Origin of the sequence: Corynebacterium sp. c8Ua_99 (assembly GCF_039907185.1) — a bacterium.
Classification (GTDB): domain Bacteria; phylum Actinomycetota; class Actinomycetes; order Mycobacteriales; family Mycobacteriaceae; genus Corynebacterium; species Corynebacterium jeikeium_D.
The window spans coordinates 135,421-154,949 of sequence record NZ_JASBOG010000002.1 but is presented as its reverse complement, the minus strand read 5'-3'; the positions used below and the strand labels follow the sequence as shown (position 1 = coordinate 154,949).

Genomic DNA, 19,529 nt, shown 5'->3' with positions numbered 1-19,529 from the left:
ACACTTAGTTCTGGTTTCTATTAGTTCTGGCCGCTTAGTTCTGGCTCAGCCCTGGCGCAAAGAGCGGATCTTTATCCGTGAAGCCGGAACTCAGCACCGGGCGAATACCAAAGCGGCCACGCGCCGCATCTGATGGCAGCGCCTCGACAGCTTTCACATCGGGCATTTTCTTGACATCCATCAACGATTCAGCGTCACCATAGACCAGTAAACCGTTGAAGCCGAGCCGTTCGTCGTCAATCGCGACGTCCGCGTAAGCAGCCGCTAACTCCAGCTGATCTTGCAGCAGCTTTTCTTCGCTAGCTGTTTTACTCGGCTGCGGCAAATACCGGGTGCTCACACCGCCGATGATTGCAGTCGATACTCGCAGAGAGGGCTCTTTTTCATAGACCTGTGCCGCTTCTTGCGCATCAAGCAGCCGATCAAAAGTCACCATCGCCCAGAACTTCGGGTCCTCCACGACTGGCTGGCCTGTCTTTAGCCGGTGGTCCTCTTTCTTCATATTCTCGAGGGACTTGTCGGCACGCTCTACGTACTGCTCGGTTGCTTCCCACGGGTCCGGGCCGAGCGCATCGCCGTTGAGGTTCTGCGGCTTGCTTACCCGATCGGAGGTCGAAGCGACTGCTAACACAATCACCAATACGACAACACAGAAACCAGAGATTAGTGCCATCACTGGCGAAATACTGCCGTCACCAGTGCTTTTCGCACGAGTTTCACGGCGTGGTGGGGTCTTGGATCCCGATGGGGTCTGCGTCATGCGCTCTGCCTCAAAACTTCCAATGCGTGGTTCAAATCATCTGGGTATGGACATTCGATTTCCATCCAGCGCCCATCTGCCGGATGGTGGAAACCAAGCGAGACCGCGTGAAGCCACTGGCGGTTGAGCCCCAGCCGCTTGGCCAATGCCGGATCGGAACCGTACATGGGATCGCCGCAGCATGGGTGATTCAGCGCAGAGAAGTGCACGCGAATCTGGTGCGTGCGCCCAGTCTCTAGATTCACCTTCAGCAGCGTTGCTGGGGCGAAGGCCTCAAGCGTTTCGTAGTGCGTCACAGCATGCTTGCCATCCTGGCGGACGGCAAAGCGCCAACCCGCCGAAGGATGACGGCCAATCGGCGCATCAATTGTCCCCGACAGCGGATCCGGATGCCCCTGAACCAGAGCGTGATAGGTCTTGGACACCTCACGGTTTTTGAACGCCCGCTTGAGCACGGAGTAGCCCCGTTCGGAGCAGGCGACAACCATCACGCCAGAGGTGCCAACATCGAGGCGATGCACGATGCCTTTTCGCTCGGGCGGACCGGAGGTAGAAATGCGGAAACCAGCAGCCGCCAGTCCGCCGATAACCGTTGGGCCTTCCCAACCGACCGACGGATGTGCGGCCACACCGACAGGCTTGTGAACAGCCACCAAATCGGAGTCGTGGTAGAGCACGTCCATGCCCTCGACGAGTTCCTCTTTGGGAACCAATGGCTTTTCCACCGGCGGCAACAACACAGAGAGGAAAGCGTTTTCTTCCAATCGGTCGGACTTACCAACGCTCACGCCATCGACCGTGATGTCCCCAGCCGCTGCCAAATCAGCCACCGCTGTGCGCGAGAGTCCCAGCAACTTAGCCACACCGGCGTCTACCCGCATACCGGCCAAGCCCGGTGGAACGGGCATCTGCCGGGTTTCTCGGTCGGGCTGGTGCGCTCCCCCGAGTGCTGCACCGGTATTTACTGCATTGTCGTTCACTGCTGTCCTCCCTCCGCCGACTGCTTCTGATCCGTCTGGGAAGATTTCTTCTCCGCTGCAATCTGATCAGCGAAGAGATCCGGCTCCTTGGAAAAAACCATCCAGATAACGAGGATAATAACGCCCACTGTAATCGCGGAGTCCGCGATATTAAATACGGCAAAACCCTTCACCGACAGGAAATCGACGACGTGGCCGACGTAGAAACCGGGTTCCCGAAACAGCCTATCGATGAGGTTGCCCAGCGCACCACCAGCAATAAGCCCCGCTGCAGTCGCCGATATAGGACTGCGCAGCCAATGGGAAAAGCACATCACAGCCAGGATGTAAACCAGCTGCAACGTGGTAAAAACCCAGGTGGCGTTCGTGCCAAAGGAAAAGGCCGCACCAGGGTTAAAAACGAGCCGCAACTCGAAGAGATCGCCGATCACCTGCACCGCAGGACGGCCATCGAGAGTCTTCAAAGCGATAATCTTGGTCAGCTGATCAATGATCGCAACTGACACAATAACCACAGCGAGAATCCCCCGCCGCGGGAAATATGTCCTCGTTTCCTTCTTAGTCACTGTCCCATAATGGCCTAACAAACCCATATTCAGCCAACTGACACCGCCCGGGTGGTTCCTATCCACCGCGAAACCGGTACGCTAACCGGTGTGACTCGACGTTTCCAATCTCAGTTTGTTCCGGCCTCCTCTGCTTTACGACGTGCAGGAGAATCCACCTCCTCGTGGTTCCGTCGACCTAGCCGCAGCGACCAACCTGGTCACACCAAGCGTGGCTTGCTGGCGAGGGTCGGCACCGCTGTTGTTGCCGCTACCACTGTGGTGTCACTGGCCGCGTGCTCGTCGGAAAGCTCGGTGAAAACACAACCCGTGGACGTTGCACAACCCAAGGTCGAATTGACCAGTGCTGGTAGCGGTGAGCTGGCGAGCGGGCGCTGGAAGGACGACGGTGCAGAGCAGGAGTCGACCGTGGCGGTGACGCAGGGCTTCGCGCAGCGTGGCGGAAACGCCGATAGCGACCAGACGTTCCCGGACACCCGCCTGGAAATCCCCCTGACCAGCACTGTTACCAGCGATAACGATACTCGTGTGGTGACGTCAGAGGTGGGTAAACCCCACGGCTCCAACGATGAGCTGAATGAGGATATCGCTACCGCACAGGGCTTTATCTCTGATTGGTCAACAACAGCCACTGGTGAGGTCAAGGAACTCAAACTGGGAGCGCCGGAGAAGGCGACCGACACCGCTCGCGCTGGTGTGGAGATGGCGCTGCAACAGCTGCATTCCATACCTATCGTCTTCCCCTCCGAGGACATCGGAAAGGATGCAACCTGGACGGTCGAAAGCGAGGTCGAAGGCCAGACCACGATGACGCAGAAGGTGACCTATACCCTGCTCAGCCGTGCGGGCGACATTGTTAATTTGAAGGTCGATGTCAAGCAGGTGCCAACCGTCACCGAGTTGGACACTGGCGGCGAGGGGGCACTGAAGGTTGTCGAGGCCACGACTGACATGCTTGCCGACCGCGTCACCATCGACCTGACTAAGCCGCTTCCGATGAAGGGCAACATCGACTTTGTGACCTCCGTGACCTACGGCGACGGCAACTCCGATGTGCGCATCACTCAGCAGACGCACCGCGGGCTGGAGTTTAAGGACGGCAGCGGGTCGAAGAAGTAGCCCAGAAGAAATAGCTCTGGCCAGCGCAAGGTTAGAAGACGAGAAAGTGTCTAGGTTTATGTCACTTTTCTGCCCAAAAAATGGGCGGAACTGTCATAAACCTAGACACTTTCTTTTGTCTGCCCCAGTGCACCCGACCGGACTAGGCTGTGATACCTGGCCCGACGGCGCCTAAGCCGGTGGAGGCGGAGGAGGCGCGTCCTCCGCCGGAGCCGGAGCCGGGGCCGGCGCAGGAGGCGGGACCTCCTCAGCCGGCGGTTCAGGTGCAGGAGGCGGAACTTCCTCAGCGGGTGGTTCGGGCGCCGGAGCCGGGGCTGGCTCCTCGACCGGTGCTGGGGCCTCCTCAACCGGAGCCTCTTCAACTGGGGCTTCTTCCTCCGGCTCAGGTGGCGGCGGAGGGGTTTCGCCCGGCGCGAGGCAGAACCCCGGCTTGTGCTCCGGATCAAGCGTCGATGCCAGGTTGCAGGCCCATTCCTTGCTCAGCATCCAACGGCCATCCCTGTAGATGAAGTCCACCTGATCCACGAGCATCGGATCTTCCTCCGGGCGGAGGATATTGACACCGGCCACGGCCTGCTTCGTCGTGAAGCCGGGCGTGATCGGATCAATGACATCAAAGCTGATTTCCTGCTCATTGGCACTATTGGTGACAATGTCGAAGAAATCGCCGGCAGTATCGCCGTCCTCGATGGTCAGCGCCTTTTCCTCGATAGGTAAATCGGGGTTGATAAGGCGTGCGAGGACGTCGTTAAGCTCTGCGCGCGTCGGCAGCATGATGACGGGTTCCACCGAGCTGGATGTCTTCGATTCAGTCGTCGGCGCTGCAGTATTGCCACCACCGCAGGCAGCGAGCCCAAGTGCGCTGACCGAGACCATTGCCGCTACTGTCACACCACGCGCTGTGCGCCAACGCATTCCGCTAACGCGCTGGTTGCAGGGGACTTTCATATGTGCACTACTCCAATAAAATCTGCATGAAGATTCGCTGGCTTCACGCCTTCCATAATCCTACACAAGGCCAAAACAACGCCTGGGTAAGATGGTGGACATGTCGACTCAGGATCATTCCCCGGCTAGCTCGACCTCGTCTAGCACGGCCTCCCCTCGCCGAATCGTTGTCATCACCACCGGCGGCACCATCGCCTGCACCACGGATCGCAGCGGTGCGCTAACCCCGACCATCTCGGGCACGGAGCTCGTCGCAGCGGTCGCGCAGCGTTATCCAGAGGGCATGTTAGAGCTGGAAGTTCGTGAGCTCGGGATGCTGGACTCGTCGAATCTCGCGTTCACCGACGTTGACCGTGTTCTCGCCGCTATTCACGAAGTGCTTGATGACGACTCCGTGGACGGTGTCGTCGTAACTCATGGCACGGACACGATGGAGGAAACGGCCATGGCTGCCGATATTTTCCATGCTGACTCGCGTCCGGTTGTCTTTACTGGTGCACAACTTCCCTATGATCATCCGGAAACCGACGGACCGGGGAACCTCTTTGAGGCCGTGACCATTGCTTCCGATGCCTCTGCGCAGGGAATTGGCGTTCTTATTGTCTTTGGCCACGCAGTCTTGCCGGTACGAGGTGCGACGAAGTGGCACACAACCGATCCTTTGGCTTTTGCCACTAATGCACCGGAGGAGCCGGTTCGTCCAGATCCGCTGCCTCTGGCGGCTTTGGCGGGCTCGAAGGTAGAGATTATCCCCGCCTACTTGGGTGCAGATGGATCACTGCTGGATTCGGCAGTCGCCGCCGGTGCACGCGGCATTGTCGTAGAGGGCCTGGGGTCGGGCAATGTCTCCGATGAGTTTGCCGCTGCCATTGACCGGGCCATTGCCGCTGATGTGACCGTCGTGATGGCAACGCGCGTCCCGCGTGGTGATGTCCACGCCGCCTACGGCGGTGCCGGTGGCGGTGCGACGCTAGCTCGGCACGGTGTGATTAGCGCTGGTTGCGTGCATGCACCGCAGGCGCGCATCATTCTCGCCGCCGCGCTGGCTGCGAATGTGCATCCGCAGACGCTGTTCTAATTCACGCCTCGATGATGCGGATGATTTTCGCCGGGTTTCCAGCCACGACTACGCCCGCGGGAACGTCCTTAGTCACCACGGCACCCGCGGCGACCACGGAATTGTCGCCGACGTGTACACCGCCCAGGATGATGGCTCCGCCACCGATCCAGGCATTGCGTCCGATGATGATTTCATCTCCAGACTCTAGATAAGCGGCGCGGGCCTCAGCTCCCAGTGGGTGTACTGGTGGAAGAAGCTGCACGTTGGGCCCGAGCTGCGCGTAGTCGCAGATTGTCACCTTCACCACGTCAAGTGCGGTGAGCCCAAAGTTGATGAAAACGTTGTCGCCGATGTGGATGTTATCGCCGTAGTCCAGGTAAATGGGCGGGCGAACGGTGCTGCTCTCTCCGAAAGACCCCAGTGCCGGTGCTAGCACTTGCTGTGCTGCCTGCTGGTCTTCGCGGAACGCGACCTCAAATTCAGCAGCCACCTGGCCAATTCGCACGTTCAGAGCCTGCGATTCCGGATGGTCCGCGATATACCACTGACCGTTTAACATGCGCTGGCGGTTATCCAGACCGTCGTCGGGAAGTGTGGTCGACGGATTCGGATCTCGATCGGTGTTGCGCAACGAGGCGCGGCGAGCTGCCTCGAGCTCTGCAATGCGGGATGCGGTAGTCATAGTGCCCCAGTTTACGGACAGCGCATAAACAGAGAGCCGCGAACGGCACTGAGGCAGTCAGCCATATCAAGCATCCGCGTCGGGGCCGAGATCGTCTTCGCTTTCCCGCTCAGGTTGCGGCAAGTCGAGAGCTGCTGCTTCGTCGGATGCCAGCCACTCCGGCCAGTCCAAACTGCACACCGCGGAGCACGGACGCAGCTCCGGGTCGTCTTCCTTCAACGTAATCATGCGCCCGGGGCCACTGGTGCGGCTTTCAAAGCGGACAGTCACAATCCCGTGCCCCGAACCCTGCACCCAACCATGTCCATACTCGCTGTGGTGTACGTCCGAGGTGGGTGCCCACTTGGAGTCGGAAAGCCGAACGGTCGGCAACGCACCGGTTCCAGATAGCTCGACCAGGCCGGCGGGAGCGTCGGAAAGCGCAGGTGCTGGTACTCGATCTTCGACGGTGATAGCGCGGTCGAGCTCAGGAAACAGGACTTCTTGTATGTGCGAATCCAGCCCGGAGAAACCGACGCCCACCAGTCGCACTGGGCCGACCTCCGCGGGCGTGAACGCGATTCGGTGCGCCACCGCCATGAGGGTGTCGAAATCCTGTGTGGCGTAGGCGAGCGTCTCAGATCGGGTATGGATGCTCAGGTCAGACAGACGCACCTTGCAAGTGATGGTGCGAGCACCACGGCCATCTTTTTTGAGCCGTCGAAATGCGGACTCACCTGCGCGATCGACGGCGGCGTGGAGCTGGGCCTGCGACTCCAAATCCTCAGGATAGGTGTACTCCGCCGATACAGACTTGGCGACATCGCGCTCCTTAACCGGCCGATCGTCCGTCCCCTGCGCCAGCTGCCACAGCATTACACCGGTTTTGGATGTCAGCGAAACCTCGACATCGCGCTGGGACATGGCGGCAAAATCACCGATCGTCTCCACACCCAGCGTGTGCAGTTTCGCAGCGGTGACAGGGCCAATACCCCAGAGCTTCTCTACCGGCAATGGGTGTAGAAGCTCGTGATTGCGTGCGGGGTCCAGCACGTACACGCCATCGGGTTTCGCCAGGCCTGACGCAATTTTCGCGAACTGCTTGCCCGCGCCCGCGCCTATCGACGAAGCCAAGCCGGTCTCCCGCCGGATATCTGCCCGCAGCTGCTCCGCCCAGGCAATGACCTGCTCCTTCGAGGCTCCCTGAAGCTCTTCGGGTTCCATGAAAGCCTCGTCGACGCTGAGCTGCTCGACCACGGGCACGCGCTCGCGGATTACAGAGAACACGCGGCGCGACACCGGCCCGTAGATGCCCTTGCGCGCGCTGACCGTCACTGCGGTCGGTGGCATGAGACGACGTGCGCGAGCCATCGGCATAGCCGAGTGCGCGCCGTACGCGCGGGCCTCATAGGAGGCACCGGCGACCACACCTCGACCGCCCAGTCCGCCGACGAGGACTGGCCGCCCGCGCAGAGTCGGGCGGGTGAGCTGCTCGACGGACGCGAAGAACGCGTCCATGTCGATGTGCAGAACCCACCGCCCGGAAGTCGGCATAGAGATTACTCTCCCCTACTGCTTGGCAATATCCGCCGAGCAGCCGTCCGCCACGTCGTAGCTCAGCGACTCTCCGCCAGCGACGACCTCGAAAGCGGTTGCGAGAACCTCGCGGGCGATGAGGTCAGCGTGGCGGTTGGCCCACTCCTCACGCTCGGCCGGCACCTGCAACTTCACCGAAATGCGGTCGGTGACCTCAAGGCCAGCGTTCTTGCGGGCATCCTGCAGACCACGGATGCGGTCAGCGGCCCAACCGCGGGACTCCAGGTCCTCGTCGAGCTCAGTGTCGAGCACAACCAGGCCATTGACGCCGTCGACCTCAGCGGTGGAATCCGGCGAGATCGCGACCAGGTTGCGGGTGTACTCGCCCTCCTGCAGCGGAATGCCATCGGCGACAACCGCGCCGTCGACAACCTCATAGTTGCCAGACTTCACAGCCTTAATGACCTTCTGGACGTCCTTACCCAGGCGCGGACCGGCCACGCGAGCGTTGACGGAGACCTCGAATCGTCCCACCGAGTCCACGTCGGAGGTGAACTCCACCTTGTCGACGTTGACCTCGGAGGAAACGATGTCGGTGTACTCACGCAGACGCTCGGCATCCGGGAATGCCAGGGTCAGCTTCTTCAGCGGCAGGCGGTTACGCAGCTGGTTGGCCTTGCGGATGCGCGATGTTGCCGAGCAGACATTGCGGACAATGTCCATGGACTCAACGAGTTCGTCATCGGTCGGCAGCTTGTCGACGTCCGGCCAATCCTCCAGGTGCACCGAGCGGCCGCCAGTGAGCGAGCGCCAGATGACCTCGGTGGCCATCGGCAGCAGCGGAGCAGCCACGCGGGTGAGAACCTCCAGCACCGTGTACAAGGTATTGAAGGCCTCTGGGTGCTTGACATCGCCGGCCCAGAAGCGGTCGCGGGAGCGGCGCACGTACCAGTTGGTCAGTGCGTCACAGAACTGACGGACCTCATCGGTGGCAGAAGCAATGTCAGTGTTGTCCAGGCACTCAGTAACAGCACGGACGGTTGCTGCAAGCTTGGCCAGGATGTACTTGTCCAGGATGTTGTCGGAGTCTACCGACCACTCGGCCGGTTTGGAAGCGTAGAGCTGCAGGAACGAGTATGCGTTCCACATCGGCAGCAGCGCCTGGCGCACGCCCTCGCGAATGCCCTGCTCGGTGACAATCAGGTTGCCGCCGCGCAGAATCGGGCTGGACATGAGGAACCAGCGCATGGCGTCGGAGCCGTCGCGGTCGAAGACCTCGTTGACGTCCGGGTAGTTGCGCTTGGACTTACTCATCTTGTTGCCGTCATCGCCCAACACGATGCCGTGGGCGACGACCTTCTTGAACGCCGGGCGGTCAAACAGTGCAACCGACAGGACGTGAAGCAGGTAGAACCAGCCGCGGGACTGGCCGATGTACTCCACAATGAAGTCGGCCGGTGCGTGGGACTCGAACCACTCCTTGTTCTCGAACGGGTAGTGGAACTGCGCAAACGGCATGGAACCGGAGTCGAACCAGACATCCAAGACATCCGGGACGCGGCGCATCATGGACTTACCGGTCGGGTCGTCCGGGTTCGGGCGAACCAGCTCGTCAATCTCCGGACGGTGCAGTGTGGTCGGGCGAACGCCGAAGTCCGCCTCCAGCTCATCGAGGGAACCGTAGACGTCGACACGCGGGTACTCGTCGTTGTCGGAAACCCACACCGGAATAGGCGATCCCCAGTAGCGGGTACGGGAGATGTTCCAGTCACGTGCGCCCTCGAGCCACTTGCCGAACTGACCGTCGCGGACGTGCTCCGGCATCCACTCAATCTCGTTGTGGTTGAGCTCCACCATGCGCTCGCGGATCTTGGTAACGGACACAAACCAGCTCGGCAGTGCCATGTAGATTAGCGGCTCGCCCGAACGCCAGGAGTGCGGGTAGGAGTGCTCGATGGTGCGGTGCTGGACGACGCGGCCAGCGGCCTTCAGGTCACGGATGATGTCCTTGTTGGCGTCAAAGACCAACTTGCCCTGGTACTCCGGCACCTGCGAAGTGAACTTACCGTCCATGTCCACCGGAATGATGACATCAATGCCGTATTCATTACAGGTGTTCATATCGTCTTCACCGAAGGCCGGCGCCTGGTGGACCACACCAGTACCGTCCTCGGTGGTGACATAATCGGCCACCATGATTTGGAAAGCGTTCGGGTGATCTGCGAAGTAGTCGAAGATCGGCTGGTAGGTCAGACCTTCCAGGTCAGCACCAGCGAAGGTAGCCACGACCTCGTGTTCCTTGCCCAATTCCTTGGCGTAGGCACCAATCAGCGCTTCTGCCAGCAGGAAGGTCTTACCTGCAAACTCCGGCACGGAGGAATCCTCGCCGACCTTAACTACGGCGTAGGTGACCTTCGGGTTCACGGCCAGACCAAGGTTGGACGGCAGCGTCCACGGCGTGGTGGTCCAAGCGATAGCTGCAGTGTCAGCGAGCACCGGGTTGTCCGCCAGCGTCTTCTCCGCTGCCGAGCCTGCCTTGGCGCCGGTGAACGGGAAGGTCACGGTCAGAGTCGGGTCCTGCCGCATCTTGTAGGAGTCATCCAGGCGGGTCTCCTGGTTGGACAGCGGGGTGTGCTCTGCCCAGGAGTACGGCAGCACGCGGAATCCCTGGTAGACCAGGCCCTTGTTGTAGAGCTCCTTGAAGGCCCAAATCACGGACTCCATGTAACTCATGTCCATGGTCTTGTATCCGCCGTCGAAATCAACCCAACGCGCTTGACGAGTGACATATTCCTTCCACTCGCCCGCGTACCGCAGCACCGACTCAGCGCAGTACTTGTTGAAGTTAGCCAGACCCATTTCCTCGATCTGGCCCTTGTCCTTAATACCGAGCTGCTTCTCTGCCTCCAGCTCAGCCGGCAGACCATGGCAGTCCCAGCCAAAGACGCGACCAACCTGGTAGCCACGCATGGTCTTGTAACGCGGAACAATGTCCTTGACGTAACCGGTCAGCAGGTGACCGTAGTGCGGTAGACCGTTGGCGAACGGCGGGCCATCATAAAAGACGTATTCGTCAGCACCATTACGCTGATCGATAGAGGCCTGGAAAGTGCTGTCCTTGCCCCAGTACTCCAGAACCTTTTCCTCCAGTTCCGGAAACTTCGGGCTGGAGGTGTACTTACCAAAGTCAGCAGTGCGCGGATACGCGCCACCTGCCGGAGTGGCCTCAGCAGAGGCATTTACATCGTTCGAATTAGACACCGTTTCTACGTCACTTCCGTGGTCGAACATCATTAATACTCACCACGGGGACGCATGCCTAGCCCCTTCAGCGTTGTTACTGGTGACGCTGAAAAGGAGTCTCGCGCGGTACCACCCCGCTTGGCGTCACGCTTTACGACGGTTCTTGCGAACAAGAACCATGCGGCTTCACGCGATAGCCCGCTTATTTAATAAGGCTTTGTAACGGTGCCAAACCGTTCGGTTCTACTGGGCCCATTTTCTACTGGACTGTTCTTCCGAAACGCTCCCCGGTGATGGCCGGCTCATTGCGCGTATGGGTGTCAGTATAGCAGTGTCTCAGGCAACTACTACAACCCTGACCGGAACAAAGAATGCGATTGGTTCGCAGGGAAAGATAGCAAAAACCACCGCGCTCTGCCTCCCCTCCCTGGGGAGCCGAGCGTGGTGGTTTTCTACGTGTTGGCTACATAACTAGTTGTTGTAGCCGTCGGCCGGGGCAGCCGACTCGCGAGAGTTCAGGTCGTCGAGCTGGGACTCCAGGAAGGTCTTCAGGCGAGTGCGGTACTCGCGCTCGAAGATGTGCAGCTCCTCGATGCGCCCCTCCAGAGCGGTCTGCTGCTCCTTGACGGTGGTCATGATCTCGTGGTGCTTGCGCTCTGCATCGTCCTGCAGCGCGGTTGCCTTCTGCTGCGCTGCGGTGATGGTGGCGTTAGAGCGAGCGTCTGCGTCGCTGATCATCTGCTCGCTGCGCTGGCGAGCGTCAGTGAGGGTCGACTCAGACTCGTTACGGGCATCAGCCAACAGCTGCTCACTGCGCTTCTTGGCATCAGCCAAAGTTGCTTCTGCCTCATTGCGAGCGTTGGTGATAGTGCGCTCGGCCTCTTCATTGGCCTCTGCCACGGTGCGGTCAGCGTTTTCACGAGCCTCGGTGACAAGCTTGTTGGCCTCAGCGTCGGCGTCAGTGGTGACGCGATCAGCGGTGTCCTGAGCAGCCTGCAGGATACGAGCAGCGCGGAGGCTAACTTCCTGCGACTCGGTGCCGGTGCTTGCTGCAACTGCCTGCGGCTGCTCCGCAGCTGCGGAGGAAGCCTGCTGTGCAGAAGCCTCTGCCTCAGAAGCACGCTTCTCAAGAGCATCCAGACGATCCTGGTAGTGAGCCTCAATCTCCTGCTGCTGAGCGCTCAGGCGCTCGTTGTACTCAGCGCGCAGCTCCTGCTCAATTTCCTTGCGCAGCTTGTCCTCATCGACAGCCGGCGCCGCAGCGGCAGCACCGGAAGCAGCGTAGTCTGCGCCGCCACCCTGCTCTAGCTGACCCTCAAGGTCCTCAACCCGCTGGCGCAGCTCAGCGTTTTCATCCTGGAGCTCACCCAGTGCGTCCTCTACGAGGTCGAGGAACTGATCGACCTCGTCCTCGTTGTAACCACGCTTGCCAATCGGAGGCTTGCTGAAAGCCACATTATGCACATCAGCCGGAGTCAACGGCATGGTGAGTTCCCCTAACACTTTGAGCGGACAGTTCTTAAGAAATCTTAAGAGAATTATTTCCAGTAGTACTGTTTACCCGGCCAATCCTACCTGCTCTAGTCACAGTCCTCACCCCATTTATTTTGGGCAGGACTCTATCCCCCACGTTCTAACCAATGGCAAAGTTCTAGTAAAACGTTAAACCTCGCCCTTACCCTGCACCTTTAGCCACAGAACTTTACCCCCGACACAATAAAAACCCATTGGGGATTACATTCCCCAACGGGTTCCTATTGTTGCCCCCGATTAACACCCCCGGCGGCAATTCAATGCCCGAGAACATCGCATTCGGGACAGTCAAAACAACACAGCTCCACCGAAATCCACATTGTGAATCCCAAGCAAACAGTTAGCGATATTTACGCCACCGCGCCGAGAGCTACCTGCAGCACCATTCGCAGAATCATAAGGATGAAGAACAAAACAAGCACAGACATGTCCACCATCACGTTGCCCATCGGCATAGGCGGGATGAGTCGGCGCAACAGCTTCACCGGCGGGTCGGTAATGACAAAAACAACTTCGCCAATCGACGAAAACACCCTGCCTGGTCGCCAAGAGCGAGAAAATGACTGAATCATTTCAATCACAATGCGAGCCAACAGCAGATAGGTGAAAAGCTTCAGCAGGATTAGCAGAACTAGCAGTAGTGAAGACACGAATAAACAGTCTAGCTAATTAATCGAAATACGAAACACTAACAAGCCATGCGAGCCGGCTGACTAGCCGGACATCCGGTCGAACTGGCCCTCGTTGACATCGCAGCCATGCGGGTACAGGGTGAACACGGAGCCGTCAGCCTTGATTCGACCGCGCAGACCGAAAACCAGTCCAGCAACGAAGTCGACGTAGCGCTTAGCCTCAGATGGGTCAAGCTCACTCAGATCGAAGGTGACAATGTCACCGTCGCGGAAGTGCGAACCGATGTCCGGAGCCTTGGAGTACTTGTCCTGGAAACCACTTTCCGGCTTGATGAAGACCTGCTCCGGTTCCTTGGTCTCAGCAACGGAGTGCAGGTTGCCGTAGCGGTAGTCCTCCTCGCGGGAGTTCACACTTGCAGTCTCACGTGGAGCCTCTTCGCGCAGCTCGTAGCGGTGGCGCTCCGCACGACGCGAGTCGGCATAGGAGTCATCAAAACGCTCCTCGTCACGGCGGTCAAACTCGTCGTAGTGCTCGTCGTAAGCCGCGTCATCAGTCGGGGTAAGACCGAAAAAATTTGAAACCCCACGGAAGAAATCAGCCATCTTCTGCTACGTCCTTCTTAGTGTGCGAATTTAAGTCTATGCTACCCACAACCTACCGGCTGGGTTGGCAATATCGCATAGACACGCGCAAATTTGGCGCGCCAAAATTACAACTTTGAAACTTAGCCCTGCTCAGGCAGGATTACGATGCCCGCCTGACGGCCAGTCTTCCCCTCCCGCCGGTAGGAAAAGTACTGCTCATTGTCAATAGTGCAGCTGGGCTCGACATTGACATGCCGTACACCGAGGTCATAGAGCTGACGCATCAGGCCGGCGCGCACGTCGACACCGGCAGTCCCCTGCTTCGTTCGCATCTTCGCTCCGGGCAAATGCTTATCGACGTCATCGGCCATCGACTCAGGCACCTCGTAATTGTGGCCAGAAGCCGCCGCACCGAGAAGCGCATGGATATTCTCGGGCGTGGCACCGAGCTCAATCATCTTCTCGACAGATTTACGAACGATTCCGTTGCGGGCACCGGTCCGCCCTGCGTGTACCGCAGCGGCGACACCCGCATAATCGTCGGAAAGCAAGACGGGAACGCAATCGGCAACGAGCACTACCAGCGCGAGACCCGGCGTGGTCGTGACGATGGCGTCGGTAGCCGAGACAGGCTCAGTTTGTGGTTCGTTGACGACGGTGACCGTGTTGGTGTGAAGCTGCTCCATGTAGACGAAGCGGGCACGGTCGATTCCCAGAGAATCGGCCAAGCGCTGGCGGTTGCGTTCGACTGCGGACGGGTCATCGCCGACATGATCTCCAAGATTGAAGGAATCATATGGTGGCAGCGAAAACCCGCCGCGCCGATTCGTCAGAATTTTTCGGCTGCGGCGGGATTCAGTCATGATTTCTTAGAAGCCCCACTCCGGCAGGTCACTGGAAGCCTGGTAGCCGCCACGACGGTCGTCGCGGTCATCGCGGTGAGCACCACGGTAGTTGCGGTTTTCCTGCGTACGCGGTGTCGGGTTATCGGTGAACAGACCACCGCTGTTCGGGTTGGTGCGCGGGACAAAGCGGTCGCGATCCTCACGCTCGCGCGGCTGTGCGACCGGGCGCTCTTCCTCCACACGCGGGGCCGGAGCGCCGAGGTTGTCACCGCCCGGCAGTGCGCTGCCCTGTCGCGGTGCCTGCTCAGCGGCCGGACGCGCCTCGGCATCCTGTGCAGCCGGACGTGCAGCGGCACCTGCAGCTGGCTTGTCCAGCGGGTTGCCGTTACCCTGCTCAAAACCGGTAGCAATCACAGTGACGCGAACTTCGTCACCGAGGTTGTCGTCGATAATGGTACCGAAGATGATGTTGGCATCCGGATCAGCCTTTTCCTCCACGATGGACGCGGCGGCGTTGACCTCCATCAAGCCCAGGTCGGAGCCACCGGCGACGGAAATAAGCACACCCTGTGCACCATCCATGGTGGACTCCAGCAGCGGGGAGTTAATGGCCTGAGTAGCGGCGTTCATCACACGGTCGTCGCCGCGTGCGGAACCAACGCCCATCAGAGCCGAGCCAGCCTCAGCCATTACCGAGCGGACGTCGGCGAAGTCGACGTTAATCATGCCCGGAATGGTAATCAGATCAGTAATACCCTGGACACCGTTGTAAAGAATCTCGTCAGCAAAGCGGAACGCGTCCATCATGGACAGATCCTGTTCACCAATCTGCAGCAGACGCTGGTTCGGAATGGTGATAAGGGTGTCACAGACCTCCTTGAGGGTTTCAATGCCCTCGGCGGCCTGGCGCGCACGGCGCTTGCCCTCGAAGTCGAACGGCTTGGTTACCACGCCGACGGTCAGGGCACCGGACTTCTTGGCGATGCTCGCGACAACCGGAGCTGCACCGGTACCGGTTCCACCGCCCTCACCTGCGGTAACGAAGACCATGTCGGCGCCCTTGAGGGTCTCTTCAATCTCGTCCTTGTGGTCTTCTGCGGAAGTGCGGCCAACCTCGGGGTTAGCGCCAGCTCCCAGACCACGAGTTGCCTCACGCCCAATGTCGAGCTTGACATCAGCGTCGGAGAACATCAGGGCCTGCGAGTCGGTGTTGACTGCGATAAATTCGACACCCTTCAGCCCCTCCTCGATCATGCGGTTGACAGCATTGACGCCACCGCCGCCGACACCGACGACTTTGATAACGGCGAGGTAGTTATTCGGGGAGGTCATTGCGCGTTTCTCGCCCTTTCCTATAGGTCCTAAATAATTTCATCTAGCCACGTTGCACATGGGCCGCACGACAGCATTGGCACCGCCGGGCAGTACAGCTCTCCATGACACCGCACGGAAGAAGTGCATCATGGCCGAAAAGCTGTTGACCCCATTGTGGTCGAAAACTGCAAATAATTCAGCGACCTTTTAGCGCGTGTCGCTACCTTAAACCTGCACTTGAGGGATAGTGTTTAGCCACAGAAATCACTCCAGACACCACCATTCTCTACTCTCCCTTAGCAGCGGGTAGTCGGGGGTTGGAGACATTCCAAATCTTCTCGCCACGGTTCAGCACAATCTCCGCCGCGCGTGCCTTTTCTGCCGCATTATCCGAGGACCCGAAGTACACCTCGTATCCATCGGTCAGAAATAGCTTGATCTCTGCCTCGGAAGGAGCGCTAATCCGCTCCACACGGTGTGCAACGGGCTCTGGCAACGCCTTGACGACGTTCAAAACCGCCTTGATAACGCGCGGTTCGGGGTCAACTTTGCCGTCTGTTGGCTCATCCACACGAGGTGCATCAACAACCTCGATGACACCCGCCGGCGGGGCTGCCGTGACGAACTCCTGACCATTTGCGGAAAACAGATGCTCTCCGTCAGTGGCACGGACAAACACCACCGGGGTGAATTCCCGTACCGAAATAGTCACGCCCTGCGGCCACGAACGACTGACAGTCACGCTATCGACCCACGGCTGCCCCGCCACGGAGCGCGCTGAGGCATCCGTGTCCAAGCGAATGAGCTTTTGATTCTCGGAGATACCACTGGCCTCGACAATCGCGTCTTTATCCCCGTGGACGACGCCTTCAACATCGATGTTTTTCACAACCAGCCACGGCGAAAACCACACCACCGCTGCAACGATGGCGATAATCGCGACCAGGCCACCGCCGATGAGCCAGCCGCGTCGCGGGGCGCGCGCTGAACGCCGACGCCGCGACGCTGTTGTGCCCCGGCCTGCACCGTCGGTCTGCTGAGATTGCTTTCGGCTGGTTTTCACAGTGCTACGACTCCACCTGTTCGTCGTTGTCTCCGCTGAGCTCGCGCACGATTTCGTCGGCAAGCATCGTCACAGAGCCAGCGCCGATGGTCAGAATGACATCGTGCGGTTCGGCGATTTCGCGAACGCGAGCCGGGACGCTGGTGAAATGCGGCTCATACGTCACAGGGATGGTCATTTTGTTGGCAATGAGCGCGCCGTCGACGCCCGGCAGTGGCTCCTCGCGGGCGCCGAAGACATCGAGCAATACGGCCTTGTCCGCCAGAGACAGGGCGGCAGCGAACTCTTCGGCAAAGTTGCGAGTACGCGAGTACAAGTGAGGCTGGAACACAGCGATGACCTTGCCACGACCGGCCTCGGTGACCAACTCCCGAGCTGCGCCCAGAACTGCGGAGACCTCGGTCGGGTGATGCGCGTAGTCGTCGTAGATACGAGCGCCAACAAATGGGCCCTCGCCGATACTGCCGTGGTAGTCAAAGCGGCGACGAACACCGGTGAATTCACCGAGACCGCGCGCCATACGCCCCAAATCTGCCCCGACGCAGTCGCCACCGACCATTGCAGCCAGCGCGTTGAGCGCCATGTGACGGCCGGGCTGATGAAGTTCAAACCTCACCGATGTCGAGCCAACAGTGGCCTCCACGCGGGCACCACCACCGACCGGAGTCCAGCCGTGCAAAACGGCACCGACCGGCAGCGTCGGGTGTTGAGCCAAGGCTTCTTCCCCACCATAAGCCAGCACGTTAATGCCGCGCTCCACCGCGCGCTCGCCCAATGCGGCCGCATGCGGATCCTCAGCACAGATGACCAGATGACCGCCATCCTTAATGCGCTCTGCAAAAGCGTCAAAGACGGCGTAGTAGGTCTCGTCGTCACCGAAAAAGTCAAGGTGATCGGGCTCGATGTTGGTAATTACGGCCACTTCCGGCTGGTAGGTCAACAACGAGGCATCCGACTCATCGGCCTCAGCAACAAAGACATCGCCACTGCCCTGGTGAGCATTGACACCGGCCTTGCTCATCAGACCGCCAACGGCAAAAGACGGATCCAAACCAGCTGCCTGCAAAGCGGCGACGGTCATCGACGTAGTCGAGGTCTTGCCGTGAGTACCGGCGATCAGGAGAGCCTTGGAGTCCTGCATCAACAGCGCTAACACATCGGAGCGCTTGAGCACCGGAATGTCCAGCTCATGTGCACCGGCCAGCTCCGGATTCGTCTTCGGAATAGCTGCGAAGGAAATGACCACTGCGTCCGGCAGCTCTCCCTCGCCAGCAAGCTCAAGATTCGCACGGTCATGCCCAATGGCGATGGTGGCTCCCATCGCACGCAGTCCCACCACCGCGCGGGACTCCTTGACATCGGAACCGGTAACACGAATGCCACGCGCCAACAGGATGCGAGCGATACCGGACATACCGGCACCGCCAATGCCAATCATGTGGACACTTGCGGGCAGCTCTCCCGTTACCGGCTGAAAGTCATCGAAATTAACGTTCATGTTTATGCTCGCTTTACTTCTTAGAGTTCACAGCCGCAGACAGCACCCGACGGGCGATGTTCTCCGCAGCGTTACCATGTCCAATGTTGGCCAGGGCGCGGCGCCCGTCGGCAAGCTTTTCTGGGGACGTGACCAGCGGAATCACGATATCCGAAACTGATGCCGCAGTCAGCGACTCGTCGGCGATGAGAATACCGCCACCAGCATCGATGACATCGGTGGCGTTGAGCGCCTGTTCCCCATTTCCGTGTGGCAGCGGTACATACACCGCAGGCAAGCCGACAGCTGAGACTTCAGCCACCGTCATCGCACCGGAACGGCACAAAATCAGGTCAGCGGCGGAGTACGCCAAATCCATCCGGTCGATGTACGGCACAGCGACATAGGGGGCGTCCTCGCGGATGGACTCGACCTCGACGTGATTCTTCTTGCCGTAGGCATGCAGTACAGATACACCGGCGTTGGCGAGCTCTGCGGCTGCACCGGTAACAGCTTCGTTGATGGAACGTGCCCCCTGCGAACCACCGGTGACAAAGAGCACCGGTCCCTCCTGCGGTAAACCGAAGAACTCGCGGGCTTCGGCACGCTTGGCGTCGCGGTCCAACGCCGCGAGACTGGCACGCACGGGATTGCCAACGACCTCGGCCTTCAGACCAGAGCCAGTCACGGCGGCCAAGCCGACGCCCCCGAGTGCGACACCGAGCTTATTGGCCAGGCCCGCACGGGCGTTGGCCTCGTGAACCAGGAACGGAATCTTCTTCCCCGCACGGCACGCCATGTAGGCCGGTGCCGATACGTAGCCACCAAAGCCGATGACCGCATCAGCGTCAATGCGCTTGAAAACCTTGCGGGTCTCACGCACCGCACGAGCGACGTTGAGAGGCAGCTTGAACAAATCCGCAGTCGGCTTGCGCGGCACCGGCACTGGCGGAATCAGCTCCAGGTCATAGCCTCGCGCCGGTACGAGGGTCGACTCCAACCCCCGATTCGTACCGAGTGCAATGACGCGGGCATCCGGCTGCAGTTTCAAAATCGCATCCGCTACTGCCAGTGCAGGTTCGATATGGCCAGCCGTACCACCGCCGGCCACCACAATGGTCGGAGCAGAGCCATCTTCCTTGAGAAACTGCTCAGACTCCGAAGCGCCTTTCGCCCCAGCGGCTGCGCCCAGATTCTTGTCTGCCAT

17 protein-coding genes are annotated in these 19,529 nt (G+C 59.7%); 2 read left to right on the top strand and 15 right to left on the bottom strand.

Annotated features, from left to right (window positions below; translation table 11 throughout):
- Positions 1-34: 34 nt before the first annotated feature.
- From QKE19_RS02000 to lspA, 3 genes are all read right to left on the bottom strand, one after another.
- Positions 35-760: a hypothetical protein gene (locus tag QKE19_RS02000; protein ID WP_049193997.1), complete on the bottom strand. Its 726-nt coding sequence runs from the start codon at positions 758-760 to the stop codon at positions 35-37.
- Positions 757-1,668 (bottom strand): RluA family pseudouridine synthase, encoded by a 912-nt coding sequence (locus tag QKE19_RS01995; RefSeq protein ID WP_042389388.1) that lies wholly within the window; start codon positions 1,666-1,668, stop codon positions 757-759. The genes QKE19_RS02000 and QKE19_RS01995 overlap by 4 nt, the downstream gene beginning before the upstream one ends.
- A gap of 68 nt (positions 1,669-1,736) precedes the next feature.
- Positions 1,737-2,306, bottom strand: coding sequence for a signal peptidase II (gene lspA / locus QKE19_RS01990; RefSeq protein ID WP_070600855.1), 570 nt, complete (start codon positions 2,304-2,306; stop codon positions 1,737-1,739).
- Between the two features lie 90 nt (positions 2,307-2,396).
- On the opposite strand from lspA, the gene QKE19_RS01985 reads away from it, so the two are divergent.
- Positions 2,397-3,425, top strand: coding sequence for a hypothetical protein (locus QKE19_RS01985; protein WP_347890239.1), 1,029 nt, complete (start codon positions 2,397-2,399; stop codon positions 3,423-3,425).
- 171 nt (positions 3,426-3,596) lie between these two features.
- On the opposite strand, the gene QKE19_RS01980 is transcribed toward QKE19_RS01985, so the two are convergent.
- Positions 3,597-4,340, bottom strand: coding sequence for a hypothetical protein (locus tag QKE19_RS01980; RefSeq protein ID WP_347890237.1), 744 nt, complete (start codon positions 4,338-4,340; stop codon positions 3,597-3,599).
- A 124-nt stretch (positions 4,341-4,464) separates the two neighbouring features.
- On the opposite strand from QKE19_RS01980, the gene QKE19_RS01975 reads away from it, so the two are divergent.
- Complete coding sequence (locus QKE19_RS01975; RefSeq protein ID WP_347890235.1) at positions 4,465-5,451, top strand: asparaginase; 987 nt, start codon at positions 4,465-4,467, stop codon at positions 5,449-5,451.
- A gap of 1 nt (position 5,452) precedes the next feature.
- Here QKE19_RS01975 and QKE19_RS01970 read toward each other — a convergent pair whose 3' ends face one another.
- From QKE19_RS01970 to murG, 11 genes are all read right to left on the bottom strand, one after another.
- Positions 5,453-6,115: a sugar O-acetyltransferase gene (locus QKE19_RS01970; protein ID WP_016422989.1), complete on the bottom strand. Its 663-nt coding sequence runs from the start codon at positions 6,113-6,115 to the stop codon at positions 5,453-5,455.
- 66 nt (positions 6,116-6,181) lie between these two features.
- Complete coding sequence (locus QKE19_RS01965) at positions 6,182-7,648, bottom strand: DNA polymerase IV (protein WP_070566022.1); 1,467 nt, start codon at positions 7,646-7,648, stop codon at positions 6,182-6,184.
- 15 nt (positions 7,649-7,663) lie between these two features.
- Complete coding sequence (gene ileS, locus QKE19_RS01960; protein WP_083276346.1) at positions 7,664-10,924, bottom strand: isoleucine--tRNA ligase; 3,261 nt, start codon at positions 10,922-10,924, stop codon at positions 7,664-7,666.
- Positions 10,925-11,344: 420 nt separating this feature from the next.
- Positions 11,345-12,358 (bottom strand): DivIVA domain-containing protein, encoded by a 1,014-nt coding sequence (locus QKE19_RS01955; protein ID WP_049170271.1) that lies wholly within the window; start codon positions 12,356-12,358, stop codon positions 11,345-11,347.
- A 398-nt stretch (positions 12,359-12,756) separates the two neighbouring features.
- On the bottom strand, positions 12,757-13,056 hold the full coding sequence (locus QKE19_RS01950; protein ID WP_048731166.1) for a YggT family protein: 300 nt from the start codon (positions 13,054-13,056) through the stop codon (positions 12,757-12,759).
- Positions 13,057-13,119: 63 nt separating this feature from the next.
- Positions 13,120-13,641, bottom strand: coding sequence for a cell division protein SepF (sepF, locus tag QKE19_RS01945; RefSeq protein ID WP_048731168.1), 522 nt, complete (start codon positions 13,639-13,641; stop codon positions 13,120-13,122).
- 122 nt (positions 13,642-13,763) lie between these two features.
- Positions 13,764-14,486, bottom strand: coding sequence for a peptidoglycan editing factor PgeF (gene pgeF / locus QKE19_RS01940; RefSeq protein ID WP_049190457.1), 723 nt, complete (start codon positions 14,484-14,486; stop codon positions 13,764-13,766).
- 6 nt (positions 14,487-14,492) lie between these two features.
- The gene (gene ftsZ / locus QKE19_RS01935) at positions 14,493-15,800 is read right to left on the bottom strand and encodes a cell division protein FtsZ (RefSeq protein ID WP_016422996.1); all 1,308 of its coding nucleotides are present in this window, start codon (positions 15,798-15,800) and stop codon (positions 14,493-14,495) included.
- 268 nt (positions 15,801-16,068) lie between these two features.
- On the bottom strand, positions 16,069-16,845 hold the full coding sequence (locus QKE19_RS01930) for an FtsQ-type POTRA domain-containing protein (RefSeq protein ID WP_347890231.1): 777 nt from the start codon (positions 16,843-16,845) through the stop codon (positions 16,069-16,071).
- 4 nt (positions 16,846-16,849) lie between these two features.
- Positions 16,850-18,343 (bottom strand): UDP-N-acetylmuramate--L-alanine ligase, encoded by a 1,494-nt coding sequence (murC, locus tag QKE19_RS01925; protein WP_049170265.1) that lies wholly within the window; start codon positions 18,341-18,343, stop codon positions 16,850-16,852.
- Positions 18,344-18,356: 13 nt separating this feature from the next.
- Positions 18,357-19,529 carry an undecaprenyldiphospho-muramoylpentapeptide beta-N-acetylglucosaminyltransferase gene (gene murG / locus QKE19_RS01920; RefSeq protein ID WP_070603082.1) on the bottom strand — a complete coding sequence of 391 codons (1,173 nt, stop codon included), beginning with the start codon at positions 19,527-19,529 and terminating at the stop codon, positions 18,357-18,359.